General features: G+C 67.6%; 15 protein-coding genes and 1 tRNA gene. 9 read left to right on the top strand and 7 right to left on the bottom strand.

Going from position 1 to position 16,668, the window contains the following annotated elements; translation table 11 throughout:
* Nucleotides 1-1,068 precede the first annotated feature (1,068 nt).
* The 3 genes from oxc to DK427_RS08785 all read left to right on the top strand — a co-directional run bounded on the left by oxc (nt 1,069) and on the right by DK427_RS08785 (nt 4,584).
* Nucleotides 1,069-2,877 (top strand): oxalyl-CoA decarboxylase, encoded by a 1,809-nt coding sequence (gene oxc, locus DK427_RS08795; protein ID WP_109950946.1) that lies wholly within the window; start codon nt 1,069-1,071, stop codon nt 2,875-2,877.
* Between the two features lie 83 nt (nt 2,878-2,960).
* The gene (locus DK427_RS08790; RefSeq protein WP_109950945.1) at nt 2,961-3,689 is read left to right on the top strand and encodes an alpha/beta hydrolase; all 729 of its coding nucleotides are present in this window, start codon (nt 2,961-2,963) and stop codon (nt 3,687-3,689) included.
* A 307-nt stretch (nt 3,690-3,996) separates the two neighbouring features.
* Nucleotides 3,997-4,584, top strand: coding sequence for a tyrosine-type recombinase/integrase (locus tag DK427_RS08785; protein WP_245930850.1), 588 nt, complete (start codon nt 3,997-3,999; stop codon nt 4,582-4,584).
* Between the two features lie 25 nt (nt 4,585-4,609).
* Here DK427_RS08785 and DK427_RS26195 read toward each other — a convergent pair whose 3' ends face one another.
* From DK427_RS26195 to DK427_RS08775, 3 genes are all read right to left on the bottom strand, one after another.
* On the bottom strand, nt 4,610-5,257 hold the full coding sequence (locus tag DK427_RS26195) for a hypothetical protein (RefSeq protein ID WP_204165290.1): 648 nt from the start codon (nt 5,255-5,257) through the stop codon (nt 4,610-4,612).
* Nucleotides 5,241-6,317 carry a DUF262 domain-containing protein gene (locus DK427_RS08780; RefSeq protein WP_109950944.1) on the bottom strand — a complete coding sequence of 359 codons (1,077 nt, stop codon included), beginning with the start codon at nt 6,315-6,317 and terminating at the stop codon, nt 5,241-5,243. The genes DK427_RS26195 and DK427_RS08780 overlap by 17 nt, the downstream gene beginning before the upstream one ends.
* 629 nt (nt 6,318-6,946) lie before the next feature.
* Nucleotides 6,947-7,024: transfer RNA gene (locus tag DK427_RS08775), tRNA-Pro, on the bottom strand.
* A 142-nt stretch (nt 7,025-7,166) separates the two neighbouring features.
* On the opposite strand from DK427_RS08775, the gene DK427_RS08770 reads away from it, so the two are divergent.
* The 3 genes from DK427_RS08770 to lysA all read left to right on the top strand — a co-directional run bounded on the left by DK427_RS08770 (nt 7,167) and on the right by lysA (nt 10,232).
* On the top strand, nt 7,167-8,450 hold the full coding sequence (locus tag DK427_RS08770; protein ID WP_109950943.1) for a glycosyltransferase family 4 protein: 1,284 nt from the start codon (nt 7,167-7,169) through the stop codon (nt 8,448-8,450).
* 150 nt (nt 8,451-8,600) lie between these two features.
* Complete coding sequence (locus DK427_RS08765) at nt 8,601-8,942, top strand: lipoprotein (protein ID WP_109950942.1); 342 nt, start codon at nt 8,601-8,603, stop codon at nt 8,940-8,942.
* Between the two features lie 21 nt (nt 8,943-8,963).
* Complete coding sequence (gene lysA / locus DK427_RS08760) at nt 8,964-10,232, top strand: diaminopimelate decarboxylase (protein WP_109950941.1); 1,269 nt, start codon at nt 8,964-8,966, stop codon at nt 10,230-10,232.
* Nucleotides 10,233-10,325: 93 nt separating this feature from the next.
* Here the strand turns inward: lysA and DK427_RS08755 are convergent, their stop codons facing one another.
* Nucleotides 10,326-11,357 (bottom strand): threonine aldolase family protein, encoded by a 1,032-nt coding sequence (locus DK427_RS08755; protein WP_109950940.1) that lies wholly within the window; start codon nt 11,355-11,357, stop codon nt 10,326-10,328.
* A gap of 247 nt (nt 11,358-11,604) precedes the next feature.
* Between DK427_RS08755 and rpsU the strand changes: the two genes are divergently transcribed.
* Together rpsU and DK427_RS08745 are read left to right on the top strand one after the other, a co-directional pair.
* Nucleotides 11,605-11,922 (top strand): 30S ribosomal protein S21, encoded by a 318-nt coding sequence (gene rpsU, locus DK427_RS08750; protein WP_109950939.1) that lies wholly within the window; start codon nt 11,605-11,607, stop codon nt 11,920-11,922.
* A gap of 313 nt (nt 11,923-12,235) precedes the next feature.
* A complete protein-coding gene (locus tag DK427_RS08745) occupies nt 12,236-12,583 on the top strand; it encodes a hypothetical protein (protein ID WP_109950938.1) in 348 nt (115 codons plus the stop codon).
* Between the two features lie 92 nt (nt 12,584-12,675).
* Here DK427_RS08745 and DK427_RS08740 read toward each other — a convergent pair whose 3' ends face one another.
* The 3 genes from DK427_RS08740 to DK427_RS08730 all read right to left on the bottom strand — a co-directional run bounded on the left by DK427_RS08740 (nt 12,676) and on the right by DK427_RS08730 (nt 15,159).
* Nucleotides 12,676-13,278, bottom strand: coding sequence for an SOUL family heme-binding protein (locus tag DK427_RS08740; protein WP_109950937.1), 603 nt, complete (start codon nt 13,276-13,278; stop codon nt 12,676-12,678).
* A 72-nt stretch (nt 13,279-13,350) separates the two neighbouring features.
* Nucleotides 13,351-14,493, bottom strand: coding sequence for an FAD-binding domain-containing protein (locus DK427_RS08735; RefSeq protein WP_245930849.1), 1,143 nt, complete (start codon nt 14,491-14,493; stop codon nt 13,351-13,353).
* A 15-nt stretch (nt 14,494-14,508) separates the two neighbouring features.
* Nucleotides 14,509-15,159 (bottom strand): NAD(P)-dependent oxidoreductase, encoded by a 651-nt coding sequence (locus DK427_RS08730; RefSeq protein WP_109950936.1) that lies wholly within the window; start codon nt 15,157-15,159, stop codon nt 14,509-14,511.
* 292 nt (nt 15,160-15,451) lie between these two features.
* Here DK427_RS08730 and DK427_RS08725 point away from each other — a divergent pair, with 292 nt between their 5' ends.
* The gene (locus DK427_RS08725) at nt 15,452-16,666 is read left to right on the top strand and encodes a GNAT family N-acetyltransferase (protein WP_109950935.1); all 1,215 of its coding nucleotides are present in this window, start codon (nt 15,452-15,454) and stop codon (nt 16,664-16,666) included.
* Nucleotides 16,667-16,668 lie beyond the last annotated feature (2 nt).

Raw genomic sequence — 16,668 nt, 5'->3', positions numbered from 1 at the left:
TTCTCAGCAATACAACGTTTAGAATGCGCTTAATTGGTTACTGTCATTGGTTACCCGAGCACCGCGCAGCCGCCGGCCTCGAACCGCTTCGCGACACGAGGCGAACGGCCCGGGCGCCGATCCATGCGCCGGACCGCACAGGGCGGGGACGCGTCGCCCCTCCGCCCACCCCCCGATCCCGGCTACGGGCGAGTGTTGCGGTGGGGCGACAAGGACGGCTGTCATGCTGCGTTAATCATTTCGCTCCGTCGCAAGTCGGGGCTGGGACAGCTATGAAGATCCACGGATCAAGCCAGTTTCCCGCCATGTCGCCCTCCCCCGAAAATCTTCTGCTCCAGCATCGCGAAGTCGTGGCCGTGACGGTCACATCGGGGGCCTTCTTCGCGGCCCTGTTCTGCCTGACCTGGATGATCTCCTAATCGCGACGGGCCGGCGGTTCGTGGCGCGCACGCGCCCGATCGCGGACGTGGCTGCCCGGCGGGATCGGGCGCGTGCGCGCGCGGTGCCGGCCTCGTTCCGGAATGAGGGCCATCGCGCCCGAGGATGACGCCGCCAGCCCAGGCAGGATACGGGCGCGAACGCGCCAGCAGGTCGCTTCTTTCGGCCTACTTGTTTGGCGAGCGGCGTACGGGCCACTCCGAACCGATCGCGTCGAGATCCCGTGGTATTCGCCAGTGCGGACGCTGGGCCGTGGACGGCGTGCAGGTTCGCGTCGCGCCTCGCGCCCTGCTTCCGGCGCCGCTCAGCTAGACGAATCCGCGGCTCTGTCACCCCAGCGCTGGCATGCCAATTGACACCCCCGGCGAATCGGCACAGTCTCGCCTGGTATACAGTAGACCAAATCGAGCTATGACGGCCGCGTGTCGCGGCATCCGGGTCTGAGCGGGGTCGCAGCCGGCAGGACGGATGTTCACTGCCGATCCCGACCTGGTCAAGACGGGACATGAATCTCGCTTGCCCACCTCGATGCTTCACGAAGATTCGGTCGGCGTAGGCGCCGACCGTGCCCGACCAACCCGACCAGACCGCCCCGAAGGCGGCACCGCGGACGAGACGCAGGAGGAAACCATGGACCGCAACGCCCAAGATCCGATCTCCCGAGATCCGACCGCCCACGACCGGATCCCGCTCGACCGCGTCGAGGAGCAGGCCGACCACATCGAGAGCCCCGCCGCCGCCGAGCCGGAACTCACCGATGGCTTCAACCTCGTCATCGACGCGCTGAAGCTCAACGGCATCGAGACGATCTACGGCGTGCCCGGCATCCCGATCACCGATCTGGGCCGCCTCGCCCAGGCGCGCGGCATGCGGGTGGTCTCCTTCCGCCACGAGCAGAACGCTGGCAATGCCGCCGCGATCGCCGGCTATCTCACTAAGAAGCCGGGCGTGTGCCTCACGGTATCGGCCCCGGGCTTCCTCAACGGCCTGACCGCGCTCGCCAACGCCACGACGAACTGCTTCCCGATGATCCTGATCTCGGGCTCGTCCGAGCGCGAGATCGTCGACCTGCAGCAGGGCGACTACGAGGAGATGGACCAGCTCGCCGTCGCCAAGCCGCTCTGCAAGGCCGCGTTCCGCGTGCTGCACGCCTGCGACATCGGCATCGGCGTGGCGCGCGCCATCCGCGCGGCCTGCTCGGGTCGTCCGGGCGGCGTCTATCTCGACCTGCCGGCCAAGCTGTTCTCGCAGGTGATGGATGCCGCGGCCGGTGAGAAGTCGCTGGTCAAGGTGATCGACCCGGCCCCCGCCCAGCGCCCGGGCGCGGATGCCATCGCCCGCGCGCTCGACGTGCTCAAGACCGCCGAGCGCCCGCTGATCGTGCTCGGCAAGGGTGCGGCCTACGCCCAGGCCGACGACGCCGTGCGCGCGCTCGTCGAGCAGAGCGGCATCCCCTACGTGCCGATGAGCATGGCCAAGGGCCTCCTGCCCGACACCCACCCGCTCTCGGCGGGCGCGGCGCGCTCGACGGCGCTCAAGGATTCCGACGTCGTCCTCCTCGTCGGCGCCCGCCTGAACTGGCTCCTGTCGCACGGCAAGGGCAAGACCTGGGGTGCGCCGGGCTCGAAGAAGTTCATCCAGATCGACATCGAGCCGAAGGAGATGGACTCGAACGTCGAGATCGTCGCCCCCGTCGTCGGCGATATCGGCTCCTGTGTGCAGGCGCTCCTCGACGGGATGGGCAAGGACTGGAAGGCTCCCCCGGCCGCCTGGCTCGACACGCTGAAGTCGAAGAAGGAGACCAACGTCGCCAAGATGGAGCAGAAGCTCCGTCGCAACGTTGCTCCGATGGACTTCCACGGCGCGCTGGGCGCCCTCAAGACCGTCATCAAGGAGCGGCCCGACGCGATCCTCGTCAACGAGGGCGCCAACACCCTCGACCTCGCCCGCGGCGTCATCGACATGTACCAGCCGCGCAAGCGCCTGGACGTCGGCACCTGGGGCGTGATGGGCATCGGCATGGGCTTCGCCATCGCGGCGGCCATCGAGACCGGCAAGCCGGTGCTGGCGGTGGAGGGCGACTCGGCCTTCGGCTTCTCCGGCATGGAGGTCGAGACGATCTGCCGGTACGAGCTGCCGGTCTGCATCGTGGTCTTCAACAACAACGGCATCTACCGCGGCACCGACACGGACCCGACCGGGCGCGATCCCGGCACCACGGTCTTCGTGAAGGATTCCCGCTACGACCGGATGATGGAGGCCTTCGGGGGCGTGGGCGTGAACGTCACCACCCCGGACGAGCTGAAGCGCGCCGTCGACGAGGCGATGGATTCGGGCCGCCCGACGCTCATCAACGCGGTCATCGATCCCCAGGCCGGCAGCGAGAGCGGCAATATCGGCAGCCTCAACCCGCAGAGCCAGCTCAAGAAGAAGGCCTGATGCGCCACCACGCCTGACACGCATCCACGCGCCGCGGCCCCCCGGGCCGCGGCGCTTCTCGTTTCTGCGGCAGTGAGTTCCCGATGCTCGACGGCCTGTCCCTCGATCCCGGCCTTGCCGGGCGCCTGAGCTTCCGTCCCCGCCTGCCCGATCAGGCGCCGCTGCCGCCCGGCCGGCACGATCTCGGCCTGTTTCCCGAGCGCGACGCGGTGCTCGTGGTGCCGGAGGGGGTCGATGCCAGGGCCCCCACGCCCCTCGTGGTCCTCTTCCACGGCGGCGGCGGCAGCGCCGAGCGCATCCTGCCGATGCTGGAGGCCCACGCCCGGGCCCGCGGCTTCCTGCTGCTCGTGCCCCAGTCGCTGTTCCCGACCTGGGACCTCGTGATCGCGGGCAACGGCCCCGACCGCGAGCGGCTCGACGCGGCCCTGGCCTTCGTCGCCGCGCGCTTCCTGATCGACCCGGAGCATCTCGCCTTCGCGGGCCATTCGGACGGGGGCAGCTACGCGATGTCGATGGGGCTCACCAACGGCGATCTCGCGAGCCATGTCATCGTCTCGTCGGCGGGCTTCCTGACGGTGCAGATGCAGGTCGGCGCGCCGCGCCTGTTCCTCTCGCACGGGACCCAGGACACGCAGATCCCGATCGACCGCAGCGCCCGGGTCCATGCCCGCCGGCTGCGCGAGGCGGGCTACGACCTGATCTACGTGGAGTACGACGGACCGCACGCCTGGAGCCCGGATGTGGTGGCCCGCGCCGTGTCGTTCTTCCTCGACGCGCCCGCATCCGTGGGGGCCGAAGCTCGGACGGATTGAGGCAGCGCCCCGGGACCCGATTGCGGCATCGATCCCTGTCCGGGGCCAAAACCCGCTCGGCTGGATCACGCGAGCGGCCGCTCACGCCCCTTAGCGGAGCGATGGTCGTTCGCATCGGCACACACTCATCGGCGTGTTCCAGCACCGGGGGTCGATCACCTACATTGCGGGTGATCCGAGGGCCGCACCGATGCCGACGGACACACCCGCCAAGCCGAAGCCGGCGTCGGAGCTCGGCGCCGAGAAGCTGACGCCCGAGGAACAGAAGCGCTGATTCATAGAGGCCGCGGCGAGTGAGGACGAAGCCGTGTTCGACTTGGTGTTGAAGCGGATCGCGAAGTCAGGTCGGCCGCCTCAAGGCCAGCATCTAGCCTTCGGGACGTACTGCGCCCTCTGGGCGGGGCCCGACGCGGAGGCGCTGTTCGCCCCCGTCCGGCGCAACCAAGTGGTGCGCAACATCGACCGCCTTCTTCCCTGGAGCGCCTACGACGGCCGCGCGATCTCGCTGCGGCAACGCAAGGGCAAGCGGCACGTCTACGTGCCGGTGACGCGGGCGCTGAAGGCCGCGCTGGACGCGGCGCCCCGCCGGGGCGTGATGATCCTGCTGGCGCCGGACGGCGCGCCGTGGCCGAAGCGGAGCTTTCACGAGGTCTGGTCCGACACGCACAAGGCGGCCGGCATCGTGGACGACCTGCACTTCCACGACCTGCGCGGTACGGCGGTGACGATGCTAGCCGAGGCCGGCTGCTCCGTGCCCGAGATCGCGACGATCACCGGCCACTCGCAGGCACACGCGCAGAAGATCCTCGACCGCTATCTCGCCCGCACCCTCGCCGAATCGGCGATCGCGAAGCTGGACGAACACCACCGGAACCGCAACACCTATGATTCTTGAGAAAGCTCTAATGCCATCTGATAATCTAGGAACAGGCGTGGCTAGCGACTGTATTGATTTCATCAACCCAAGTATCCCATAAATAACCATTAGTCAAGGGATCAATCCAAACGCAAGCATCCGTTGGGTGGAGGAGCTTTGTGTGAGTGTATCGCACTCGGCTTGCTTTAAGTTGTGACAATGAACCTAATCCAAAATGAGAAGTGGCATTTCTACAAATCTGCAGATCTGGTATTGATGCAGCAAAAGACAGAGCTGTTGATAATTGACCTGAGTTTGAAAAGCCCATTCCGTTAGATATATTCAATGCCTTGTTGATGTCACCCCACGTTGGCTCAAGGTGATGACCTGCAATAGATCTAATCGAACTGACATTTGCATTGTTTGACAATTGCTTTGCAACGAACAGCAATTGCGGCTCTGAAAGCCCTGGATAAGCTGAAGTTATAGCCACACCCGAGCGCGTTACACCACCGCTCGCTGATGTTAATATTACCGAACGGAAGAAACGACACCATACTTGCCATAAAGAAGATATCAAGCCTTCTCGTACTGCTGCACGATCAAGCACACGCTGACTAGCAGCAACTGTCAAGTGGCGATTAAACCCACTAGTTAAAGTCTGTAACTGGATTGCAAGTTTGATGTGATGCGAGTCAAGCGAGTTCGGCATCAACGTGCTGCCCGACATTCAGACCAAGCGCACGGAGTATTGCAGATACGCGCGCCAAACGGCGGTTGACGCGATTGGTACCTGCGGTTGCCCCCCAAACATATTGTCCATACGGACCATCGACTTCTTTTGCTTCATGCGCCTGGGCAAGAGCAAGAAGTCCTTCTGCAGCACCTCTGGGATTAACTGCAAACATTCCTATAGGCTGAACATCCATCTGGCGAGCTATCGCAGGAATACCGTACCGGGCATGGATCAACGCGGTGAGCAATGAATGCAGCGCATATGGCTTCATCATGTGCGTGCCGCGAAGATTGGCAAAATCGGCAATTATGTATTCCGCAGCCGAAATTATAAAATGACGATGTTCGTCTGAATTGGGGTATTCATGATCGTACCGATGATACAGCGCTGCGAGGTCTTTTTCGCTCGTACTGACGACACCATTTTCGATAGAAAGAATACAGTCAGATATCAATTCCGCGTCACTCATGCGAACGATCTGCCGCGCTGTGAAGACACCATACTCTTGAAAAAAATCATTCAAATGATCAGTTATGCTATTAACTGTCCATTTGAATGCGCCCTGGTAGCTCGAATGCCTCTTTTCCGCAGCATTCAGAGGAAGCGTATAAGCATTCATTCTCCGAAACATCTGCAATATTTCTGCCGGTCGTGCATTTCTGATCACATCCGCCGACATTGTATACGCCAGAAACGAATCTTGCACTTCCGGATCTAAGTCATCGAACCTTGAACCCGCGTAAGGTGATTCTCCGCGAATGGCAAAGTCGTTGTTCACAAACCTTTGTATGGTGCCGATCCGTTGCTGCCCATCCACTATTTCTTTTCTTGGAGTTCTAGTCGCGCGGTCCATGTATTCATACAAGTATATTTTTGGAAATGGGAATCCTCCCAGGATCGTATCAATGAAATAACTGCTAGGTCCCTCCGGCCATATCCCTGATCCGCGTTGATAGCCAGAATTGACCACCAATTCACGGCGATCTAGCATTCCCAATATTTCTGCGACACTGTAATTACTATTCGAAATGTGCATAAATGCCCGGTCCGTCGCGCTTGGGTGCAGAGGCGCGACATTACTACACCTATTGGCTTGCCAAATCTAGGAAAAGAAGAAAAAAAATCATACGCCTAATTGAAGCTTCACCAAAATGCCAACATTCAATCACTGCATTATTTTAGTTCACTATTGCTAAGGCAATCGAACTTTCCTGCAGTGATATCAGATTGTATTTTTCACTCAAAGTCACGAGCAGTAAAGCTTTTATCTTGCAAATCTCCCCGAAATCACAGGTCATTTAATTGATCTTAGAAACGTAGTCTTTTCTGACGGCTTTTATGATATGCTCTGCATTGAACACATCCGAACGACGAGGGCAGACTATAGGACTTTTACCAGGCATTCCGCTAACCTTCGGGGTCTGACAAGGAAGCGTCTATCGCCAAGGTCCGGACAGCCGGCTTAGAAATCTCCGAACTCCTCCCAAGCGGCCAAGATGCAGGCTTTCCACAAGCCCCAGAGCGAGGCGGCGGCGGATGAGCGGTTGGTCGAGCGGGATGTGATTCGGGCGCTGAACGGAGAGCCGTGAAACCCACGTTTCTCAAAACGTTCTGCAAAATGGCCGAAGCTGACGAAGCGAACGGGGGCTAAGTCACTGATATTTATGGTCGGAGCGAGAGGATTCGAACCTCCGACCCCTAGTCCCCCAGACTAGTGCGCTAACCGGGCTGCGCTACGCTCCGACGCCCCTGCGGGCGAGCCGGGATGTAGCGGCCGGCTTGAGCTTGCGCAAGCCCCTTCGTACGTCAGGATCCGAACGCTCTGGCCCTTCCGGTGCGGCGCGGGTAACCCGGCGGCTCGCGGGTCCTGCGAAGCCGGAGTTCCATGACGCCCCTCTCAACGCGCCCCGTCGCCGTCGACATCACCCGCCTCGTGACGCGGCTGCGGCACGCGAGCCCCTCGGGAATCGATCGGGTCGATCTGGCCTATGCCCGCCACCTGCTCGCGCAGGACGGGGAGCGCCTCGGCCTCGTGACGACAGCCCTCGGCCCGCGCGTGCTCGACAGGAAGGAGGCCGCCGCCATCGTCGAGGCGGTCGCGGCGGGCTGGGCGGAGAACGGGACGGCCGAGACCGATCCGGTCTACCGCACACTCGCCGCGCGGATCGGCGGCACGGCGGCCCCGGAGCCAACACGCCCACGCGCCGCGGATGTGCGAGCGCGCCGGCTGATCCAGATGCGGGCCGCGCGCACGATCCTCGGGGGCAAGCCCGCGCGCGCGTTGCCGCCGGGGACCCTCTACGTTCACACCTCGCACCTGCGCCTCGACCGGCCGGAGCGGTTCGATTGGCTCTACGACCGCCGCGACGTGCGCGCCGCCTTCTTCGTACACGACCTCATCCCCCTCACCCACCCGGAATACGGGAGGCCCGGGGAGGCTGGGCGGCACGCCGAGCGGCTGCGCACGATCGGCCGGCATGCCGCCGCGATCCTGGCGAACTCCCGGGACACGGCCGAGCGCACCTGCGCCCATCTGCGCGGGACGGGCTTCACCCCGCCGCCGGTGGCGGTCGGCCATCTCGGCGTCGAGCCGGCCTTCGGACGGGACGGGCCTTCGGTCGCGATCGACCGCCCCACCTTCCTGGTCTGCGGCACGATCGAGCCGCGCAAGAACCACCTGCTGCTGCTGCACCTGTGGCGTGCGCTCGCAGAGCGGCTGGGCGAGCGCACGCCGCGTCTGGTCCTCATCGGGCGGCGCGGCTGGGAGGCGGAGAACATTGTCGATCTGCTCGACCGCTGCGCTGTGATCCGGCCGCACGTGGTCGAGGTCTCGGGTCTCTCGACGCACGGGCTCGCCGCCCTGATGCGGGGCGCGACCGCGCTCCTGATGCCCTCCTTCACCGAGGGCTACGGCATCCCGATCGTGGAGGCGGCGGCCTCCGGCCTGCCGGTGCTGGCCTCCGGCATCCCGGTCCACCGCGAGATCGGCGCCGGCTTCTGCGACTTCATCGATCCGCTCGACGGAACGGGCTGGATGCGGGCGATCGAGGCGCTGGCCGAGCCCGGCTCGGCGGCGCGGGCCGCGCTCGCCACCCGTCTAGACGGCTACCGGGCGCCGGGCTGGCCGGACCATTTCGCGGCCGTGTCGCCGCTGCTCGATTCGCTGTGAGGATTCGCTGTGTGCGCTTGCGGCGAGCCTGCGCGCCTGTGGCCGGGCCGCGCTCGCCATGGACGGAAGCAGGGGCTAGAAGGGGCGATCTTTCCCGGCCCCGCGCCGGCCCCGGCCCGGCCGGCGGAACTCCCTCGGACCCGAAGCGCGATGCTGCCGACCCGTGCCCTGACGCTCCTCGCCGCGATCGGCCTCGCGCTCACGGTCTCGGCCTGCGGCCGGCGCGGGGCGCTGGAGGCACCGGTCGCGAGCGCGGCCCCTGCCACCGGTCCGTCCGGCGGAGCGACCGCGAGCCCCCGGCAGCTGCCGGGCAGCATCGGCCTGGGCGGCGGCTCCGCGACGCCCGATCCCGACGCGGTGCAGGCCGGCGACGAGCTCAGCCTCTCGGCCGTGCCGGCGGGCGGCAGCGAGGCGCCGATCGAGACGAGCCGCGGCGCCAAGCGCGGCTACCGGGTGCCAAAAACCCCCTTCATCCTCGACCCTCTCCTGTAAAAGGCCCGGACGGGCGCAAAGATGCACCATTTCCACTATCGCGACGGCCGCCTTCACGCCGAGGCCGTCGACCTGACGCCGCTCGCCGACGAGATCGGCACGCCATTCTACTGCTACAGCAGCGCCACGCTGGAGCGGCACTACCGGGTCTTCGCCGAGGCCTTCGCGGGCGACGACGCGCTCGTCTGCTTCGCCATGAAGGCGAATTCCAACCAGGCCGTGCTGCGGACGCTCGCGCGACTCGGCGCCGGCATGGACATCGTCTCGGAGGGCGAGCTGCGCCGGGCACTCGCGGCGGGCGTTCTGCCTGAGCGGATCGTGTTCTCGGGCGTCGGCAAGACCCGCGCCGAGATGGCGGCCGCGCTGAAGGCCGGCATCCTCTGCTTCAACGTCGAGAGCGAGCCAGAACTCGCCGCCCTCTCGGAGGTGGCGCAGAGCCTGGGCGCGCGGGCGCCGGTCTCGATCCGCGTCAACCCGGACGTCGATGCCGGGACGCACGCCAAGATCTCGACCGGCAAGTACGAGAACAAGTTCGGCATCCCGATCACGCGGGCGCCCGCCGTCTACGCCGAGGCCGCCGGGATGCCGGGCCTCGCGGTCCACGGCGTCGACATGCATATCGGCAGCCAGATCACGGATCTGGCGCCCTTCGCGAGCGCCGCCGGTCTCCTCTGCGGGCTCGCCCGCGACCTCATCGCGGCCGGGCACCCGCTCCAGCACATCGATTTCGGCGGCGGGCTCGGCATCCCCTACCGGGACGACAACGCACCACCGCCGGACCCGGCCGCGCTCGCGGCGACGCTCCGCCCGCATTTCCGCCCGCTGGCGCTGCGCCCGGTCTTCGAGATCGGCCGGATGATCGCCGGCAATGCCGGCATCCTGGTCACGCGGGTGATCTACGTGAAGCACAGCGAAGGGCGGACCTTCGTCATCGTGGACGCGGCGATGAACGACCTGATCCGCCCGACGCTCTACGAAGCCTTCCACGCGCTGCGCCCGGTGATCGAGCCGGCGCCGGACGGGCCCCGTATCGTCGCAGACGTGGTCGGGCCCGTCTGCGAGACCGGCGACTACCTCGCGCTCAACCGCGAGATGCCGGAGGTCAAGCCGGGCGACCTGATTGCCGTGATGACGGCGGGCGCCTACGGCGCGGTCCAGGCCGGCACCTACAATAGCCGCCTCCTCGTGCCGGAGGTGCTGGTGCGGGACTCCGACGCCGCGATCGTGCGCCCGCGCCAAACCTACGAGGAGTTGATCGGCCTCGACCGCGTACCGGACTGGCTCGCCTGAGAGGTCTCGGTTTCGAAAGGTCCGAGACCTTGCGCGGGTGCAGGGCGGAGCCCTGCGGCAGAGTTCAGCCCTCCGAGTCCGCCGGCAGACGCCCTATCCGGCCACCGCCCGCACGTCGCGGATCAGCGCGTCGATCCGGTCCGGGTCGGCGTCCCAGGCGAACATGAAGCGGGCGCCCCCGCCGATGAAGGTGTAGAAGCGCCAGCCGAGCGCGCGCAGGCGCTCCATCGCCTCGGGTGCCATCGCCAGGAACACGGCGTTGGCCTCGACGGGGAAGAGGAGGCGCAGGCCGGGCAGGTCCGCGACGGCGTCGGCGAAGCGGCGGGCGCAGGCGTTGCCGTGTCGGGCGTTGCGCAGCCACGCGTCACCCTCCAGCATCCCCACCCACGGGGCCGAGAGGAAGCGCATCTTCGAGGCGAGCTGGCCCGCCTGCTTGCAGCGGTAGCCGAAATCCTCAGCCAAGGCGGGATCGAAGAACACCACCGCCTCGCCCGCGTGCATGCCGTTCTTGGTGCCGCCGAAGCAGAGCACGTCGACACCCGCCCGCCACGTCATCTCGGCCGGGCTGCACTGCAGCGCCGCGCAGGCATTGGCGAAACGGGCGCCGTCCATGTGGAGCTTCAGCCCGAGATCCCGGCAGGTCGCGGAGATCGCCCGCAACTCGTCGAGGGTATAGACCTGCCCCGTCTCCGTCGGCTGGGTCACGGTGACGACCCGCGGCTTCGGGAAATGGATGTCGGTGCGGCGGGCGAGCGCCCGGATCGCGTCCGGCGCGAGCTTGCCGCCCTCCGTCCTGGCGGTCAGCAGCTTCGAGCCGTTGGAGAAGAATTCCGGCGCGCCGCACTCGTCCGTCTCGACATGGGCGGCGTCGGCGCAGATCACGCTGTGGTAGGATTGGCACAGGGCGGCGAGCGCGAGCGCGTTGGCGGCGGTGCCGTTGAAGGCGAAGAACACCTCGCAGGGAGTCTCGAACAGAGTCCGGAAGGCGTCCGCGGCGCGCGCCGTCCAGGCATCCTCGCCGTAGGCCGGCGCGTGGCCCGCATTGGCGGCGGCCATGGCGGCCCAGGCCTCGGGACAGATGCCCGAATAGTTGTCGCTGGCGAATTGCTGCGCGTCGCTGGTCATGCTGCCCGTCGTTCTGCCGTCGCTGTCAGGGTATCCGGCGCTCCCTTCCGGCGGAACAGGTTGGAAGTCGGTCGGACTTGGTGTAGATGCACCCGCAAGGTGCGGACCACGCCCCGAATCGTGATGATCGAGACCGCGTCCCGCCCGGGCGATCCCCGGGCCTGGGGCGTTTGCCGGTTTCATCGTCCGACGCGGTGAATGGCCGAACCAACCCGATCTGATTGCAAGTTCCAGAGGATCCAGTCCGTTGCAGGTACTCGTTCGCGACAACAACGTCGATCAGGCGCTCCGCGTCCTCAAGAAGAAGATGCAGCGCGAGGGCATCTTCCGCGAGATGAAGCAGCGCAAGGCCTACGAGAAGCCGTCCGTGCGCAAGGCGCGCGAGAAGGCTGAAGCCGTCCGCCGCGCCCGCAAGCAGGCCCGCAAGACCGCGATCCGCGAGGGGCTGATCGCCGCCCCGAAGCCGAAGCCCCGTTTCCCGGCCCGCGGCGGTCGTCCCGGCGGTTTCTCGGCGAGCCCCGCCCAGCCGCAGCAGAACGCGGCCGCCCCGGCCATCGCGTCGTAAGCTTCCGCGCGCCCGGACAGGGCGCGCCCGCGAGAACCTGCAATCAGGCCCGGCCGCCTGCGCGGCACGGGCCTTTTTGCGTTTCGCTGCCGGATGGCCCTTCCGGCGAGCGGATCGCCGTCGCCACCCCGGTCGGACGGCTCATCCGCACCTGTCGTTTGGCGTCCGCCTGCGCAGATCATCCCGCACTATAGCCGAGCTTTCGCATCTCCCTCCTCACGCATCCGTGCGCGAACCTGGCGCGATATGCAGTGCAACCATTCCGCACCGCCAGATGTTGGAGCGCCAATGCAACGCATACAGGAGATGACGAATGCGTAAGCTTGCTGCCATCTCGGCTGCCGCCCTCATCGGTCTCGGCACCGTGGCCAGCACCGGCGCCGAGGCGCGCGGGCGCGGCGGCGCGGTCGCCGCGGGCGTGATCGGCGGTCTCGCCGCCGGCGCCCTGGTCGGCGCGGCGGCCTCGAACGCCTACGGCTACGGGGCGCCCGCCTACGGCTACGGCTACCCCGCCTACGGCTACGGCGGCTACACCGATGTCGGCTACGCGCCGGTCTACCAGCGCCGCGTGGTGCGCAGCTACGATTACGGCTACGCCCCTGCCGGGTACGGCTACTCGGGCTATTCCTGGGGTGGCCCGGCCTACGGCTACGGCTGGTAAGCGCACGGTTCGCGAATCGTGACGGGCGGCCGGTCCCTCGGGGCCGGCCGTTTCGCGTTCGGTCGCAGCGACCCACCTGTGGGGCACCGATCTCAGGAACGGTCCAGGCGCACCGCCACCTCGTTCCGGCGCAGGAACGGGAGCGCGAAGGGCGGATCGTAGCCCATGAACATCGGGCTCTGGCTTGCCCGCAGGCCCGCCGCGGCGAGCACCCAGGTCAGGATGCGCTCCTGCTCGTCCCGGACCTCGGGCGTGACGCGGCCTGAGAAGCGGAGCGCCGCGATGCGCTCGGCCGGCACCGCGACAAGGCGGACGCCGGCCTCGGTCGGCTCGGGCGCCGCCTCGGCCACGGCGCGCGGCAGGAAGAAACGCATCGTGCCGCCCGCACCCTGCTCGACAGGCACGGTCATGGCGATCCGCTGGCCGCCCGTCTCCACGGGCGCTGTCATGGCGATGCGGCTCCCGGCGCGGTTCGCGCCGGTGATGTAGCGGAACAGCCGGCCGAAGGCCTCGCCGTCACCCTGGCCGCGCGCGTCGGTCTCGACCGCGAGCCGCGGCGCGTAGGCGCGGATCTCGACGCCGCGGTCGTGGCGCTGGACGACCGTATAGGCGGGCTGCTCGTAGAGCCCTCGGATGCCGAAGATCCCGAGGACGGATTCGACCACGGTCACGAGGTAGTAGAGGAACCTGTCCATCGCTGAGGCTTCCGGTTCGAGAGGTCGAAGCTGTGGATTCCGCTGCGCGACAAGCCATCCCGCGCAGACGGGTCAGGCCCCCGTCAGGTCGGGGATCGCGCGTTTCAGGCGGAAGAAGCCACGGGTCGAGAGGGGCCATGCCCGCTCGTCCCAAGGCCGGCGCACGCGTTGGCATCGGCTCGGCAGGACGTCGGCGGAGGGGCCGACCGGGGCCCAGGCCGCGACCACCGGCACGTCCTCCGTCCAGCCCGCCGGGGCCGGCTCGGCCGGGCAGCCGAAATGCGCGGCGGCCCGGCCGAGCCCGTCCGCCATCGCGGCGGCGTCGGCCGCCCGGACCCGCTCCATCGCGCCATCGGCATGGGCGAGGAGGCCCCAGACGCGGACAACCTCGGCCCGGCCCAGCGGCAGGCTCTCGGGATGCAGGTCGTCGAGGTGCATGAGCAGGGCGACTGGCCCGTCCGGCGGCGCGTCAGCGCGGGACAGCGGCACCTCGCGTGGAGGGATCGTCTCCTCCAGCGGCCCGGCCTCCTCGTCGAGGCCGGCCGGCTCGTGGCGGCCCTGCGTATAACGCCGGATGTTCTCGCGCCGCGCCAGGTAGTGCTTGCCCCGGGTGTGCAGGCCGGCCACCCAGCGCCAGGACAGGGTGTTGCTCGCCGGGTCGCCGTCGAGCAGGTGCCGCAGGAAGTGATCGGCACCGAGTTCCCAGGGCAGGCGGAGCGTGAAGATCCAGATCGAGGCGAACCACATCCGAACGTGGTTGTGCAGCCAGCCCGCCTCGACGAGCTGGCCGGCCCAGCTGTCGAAGCCGTCGATTCCGGTGCGCCCCTCGACGGCACGGTCGTAGGTCCGGCGCAGGCCGGGCTCGGCCGCGAGGCGAGCCCGCGCATCCGCCAGCCCGACGCGGTAGCGGCTCCAGGCCTCCGGGTGGGTTTCGAGGTGGCCCTTGAAGTAGGTCCGCCAGAAGACCTCCGCGATGAACGCCTCCGAACCCCGCTCGCCGAGGGCATCCAGGGCGGCGCGGACGACCTCCTCCTCCGTCAGCAGGCGGCGGCGCAGATAAGGGGACAGCGCCGAGGTGGTCGGCTCGGACCCGGGATCCGTGTTCCGGTCCGCGGCGTAGGCCGCTCCCCGGCCGGCGAGGAAGGCGGCCAGGGCATCGAGTCCCGCAGAGCGGGTCAGGACGGGCAGGTTCGGCACGGCGTCACCCTCGGGCACTGCGGCGGACGATCATCAGAGCGGGAGGGCACGGTCGATCAGGACGACGGCCTTGCCGATCCGGCCAGCATCCGCGACCTGCGCGACGAGGAAGTGTGCCACGTCCGCCCGCGCGATCAGCCCGTTGCGCCACGAGGCGGGATCATCGAGGACGCGGTAGCAGCCGGTCGCCGCCCCTCCGGTCAGCACGCCGGGGCGGACAAGCGTCCAATCCAGGCGGCTGCGGCGAATACGGATCTCCTGGGCGTCCTTGTCGTCGTAGGCGCGCCCGAACACCAACCGGAACGGCAGGCGCTGCAGCGGGCCGATGACGTCGCGGCTGTCGCCCGCACCGAAGCCGGTGACCGCGATCAGCCGGCGGACGCCGGTCTTCTCCATGGCAGGGACGAGGATACCCGTCGCTTCCGAGAAGAGGCGGACCGGGCCGATGAGGTCGCGCACGGGCACGCCGAGCGCCTGCACCACGGCGTCGATCCCGTCGAGCGCCGCCCCGATGTCGCACCCGTTCAGGGCATCACCCGGAAAGCGCTCCAGGTTTGGGCCGGGCAGATCGATACGGCTCGCCGAGCGGGCGAAGGCCCGCACCCGATGCCCTGCGGCCAGGGCTGCGCGGACGGTCTCCAGGCCGATGCCCCGGCTAGCCCCGATGACGAGTAGGTGAGCCATGTGAGATCCCTGGATGCGAGAACCCTGGAAGGGGGCCTGAGCGTAGGAAAGATTGGGCGCTCGCCGCAGCGTGCCATGCGACCGCTTGCTCCCGGCTGGCCGCGCTCTGCCGGCCTCTGGCCCTTACCGCAGGCCGTGCCGCCGCGGCCGCGAGGAACGACGCTTCCGGAGTAGATCTTTCAGATTCCGGACTTGATCAACAACGCCGATGTCTTCATCTGCGGCATATGCTTAGATAAGTCTCATCGCACCAAGCGAAATATGTGCGATATCCCAGGAGGGCCGCTTCAGTATGCTCGAAGCTCTTCGGGCGGACGCTTTCGGCGTACCGCTGCGGGACGGCGCACGCGCGGCGTGCAGCGTCACCGTCAGCCAGGATCTCGCATCGCTCCGGGAAGCCTGGACCGCACTGGAGGCCCGCGCGGGCGGCAACGTCTTCCAGAGCTACGCCTGGTGCCGGACCTGGGACGAGGCCGCGCGGCGCGCCGGATGCGATGCGGTGGCGCGCGTCGTCACGGTCCGCGAGAGCGGGCGGCTCGTCCTGCTGTGGCCCCTGGCGATCCGCCGGCTCGGCCCCTTGCGTATCCTGCGAAGCTTCGGCGAACCGGCGACGCAGTACGCCGACGCGCTGGTCGCGCCGGGCGGCGAGAGCGGGCTCTGGCTCGCGGCGGCGTGGCAGGCGGTGCGCGAGATGCGAGACGTAGACGCCGTGTTCCTACGGGGCGTTCGCGGTGATGCAGTCATCGCCCCGTTGCTGGCGTCGCGCAGCCGCTTCGTCACCCGCACGGCGGAGGCTCCGTTCTGCGATTTTCGCAACGCTCAGGCGCGGCGCCGGTCCGGCCGGACGCGCAACACCCTCCAGCGCAACCTGCGCAATCTCGCCGAGGCCGGGCCGGTGCGATTCGAGGTCGCCGCCGGGGCCGAGGAGCGGGCGGAGGCGATGACCGAAGCCGTGCGCCTCAAGCAGGCCTGGCTCCGGCGTACCGGCCGGTTCAGCGCTGGCTACGCCCACCCGGCCAACGCCGCCTTCCTGCGGGGACTCGCAGATTGTCCGAACGCCCTCGTGCTCCGCCTGCGCGTCGGCGACACCACCGCGGCGGTGGAGGCGGGGCTGATCCATGCGGGCGCCTACGCCTCGCTGGTCCAGGCCTACGACGCCCGCTACGCCGCGCAGGGGCCCGGCCGGCTGCTGTTCCGGCACATGGTCGAGAATGCCGCGGGTCTCGGTATCGACCAGCTCGACTTTCTGGCGCCCGCCTGCCGGCACAAGTCGGAATGGGCGACGGGCGCGATGCCGGTGCGCGACTACGCCCTGCCGCTGCGCCTGCGCGGCTGGATTCTGTTGGGCTACGTCCGGCACCTGCGGCCGTGGGCGAAGGCGTGTCGCGAGCGGCTCGGCGCCGCGCTCACCGGCTGGGGCATCCGGCCATCCGAACGCGAGGCGGGGCGCGGGCAAACGGAAAGGGCCGGCCCCACAGAGGCCGGCCCCGATGAGAATGTGCGCTAGAG

Source organism: Methylobacterium radiodurans (genome assembly GCF_003173735.1).
GTDB classification, from domain to species: Bacteria; Pseudomonadota; Alphaproteobacteria; order Rhizobiales; family Beijerinckiaceae; genus Methylobacterium; species Methylobacterium radiodurans.
The sequence above is the reverse complement of the archived record's forward strand: the minus strand, read 5'-3'. Positions and strand labels throughout refer to the sequence as shown.

What these genes read in the sequence shown, in the direction of transcription:
- oxc (WP_109950946.1), top strand. Translation starts at nt 1,069, where the DNA reads ATGGACCGCAACGCCCAAGATCCGATCTCCCGAGATCCGACCGCCCAC.
- DK427_RS08790 (WP_109950945.1), top strand. Translation starts at nt 2,961, where the DNA reads ATGCTCGACGGCCTGTCCCTCGATCCCGGCCTTGCCGGGCGCCTGAGC.
- DK427_RS26195 (WP_204165290.1), bottom strand. Translation starts at nt 5,257, where the DNA reads ATGCCGAACTCGCTTGACTCGCATCACATCAAACTTGCAATCCAGTTA.
- DK427_RS08780 (WP_109950944.1), bottom strand. Translation starts at nt 6,317, where the DNA reads ATGCACATTTCGAATAGTAATTACAGTGTCGCAGAAATATTGGGAATG.
- DK427_RS08770 (WP_109950943.1), top strand. Translation starts at nt 7,167, where the DNA reads ATGACGCCCCTCTCAACGCGCCCCGTCGCCGTCGACATCACCCGCCTC.
- DK427_RS08765 (WP_109950942.1), top strand. Translation starts at nt 8,601, where the DNA reads ATGCTGCCGACCCGTGCCCTGACGCTCCTCGCCGCGATCGGCCTCGCG.
- lysA (WP_109950941.1), top strand. Translation starts at nt 8,964, where the DNA reads ATGCACCATTTCCACTATCGCGACGGCCGCCTTCACGCCGAGGCCGTC.
- DK427_RS08755 (WP_109950940.1), bottom strand. Translation starts at nt 11,357, where the DNA reads ATGACCAGCGACGCGCAGCAATTCGCCAGCGACAACTATTCGGGCATC.
- DK427_RS08745 (WP_109950938.1), top strand. Translation starts at nt 12,236, where the DNA reads ATGCGTAAGCTTGCTGCCATCTCGGCTGCCGCCCTCATCGGTCTCGGC.
- DK427_RS08740 (WP_109950937.1), bottom strand. Translation starts at nt 13,278, where the DNA reads ATGGACAGGTTCCTCTACTACCTCGTGACCGTGGTCGAATCCGTCCTC.
- DK427_RS08730 (WP_109950936.1), bottom strand. Translation starts at nt 15,159, where the DNA reads ATGGCTCACCTACTCGTCATCGGGGCTAGCCGGGGCATCGGCCTGGAG.
- DK427_RS08725 (WP_109950935.1), top strand. Translation starts at nt 15,452, where the DNA reads ATGCTCGAAGCTCTTCGGGCGGACGCTTTCGGCGTACCGCTGCGGGAC.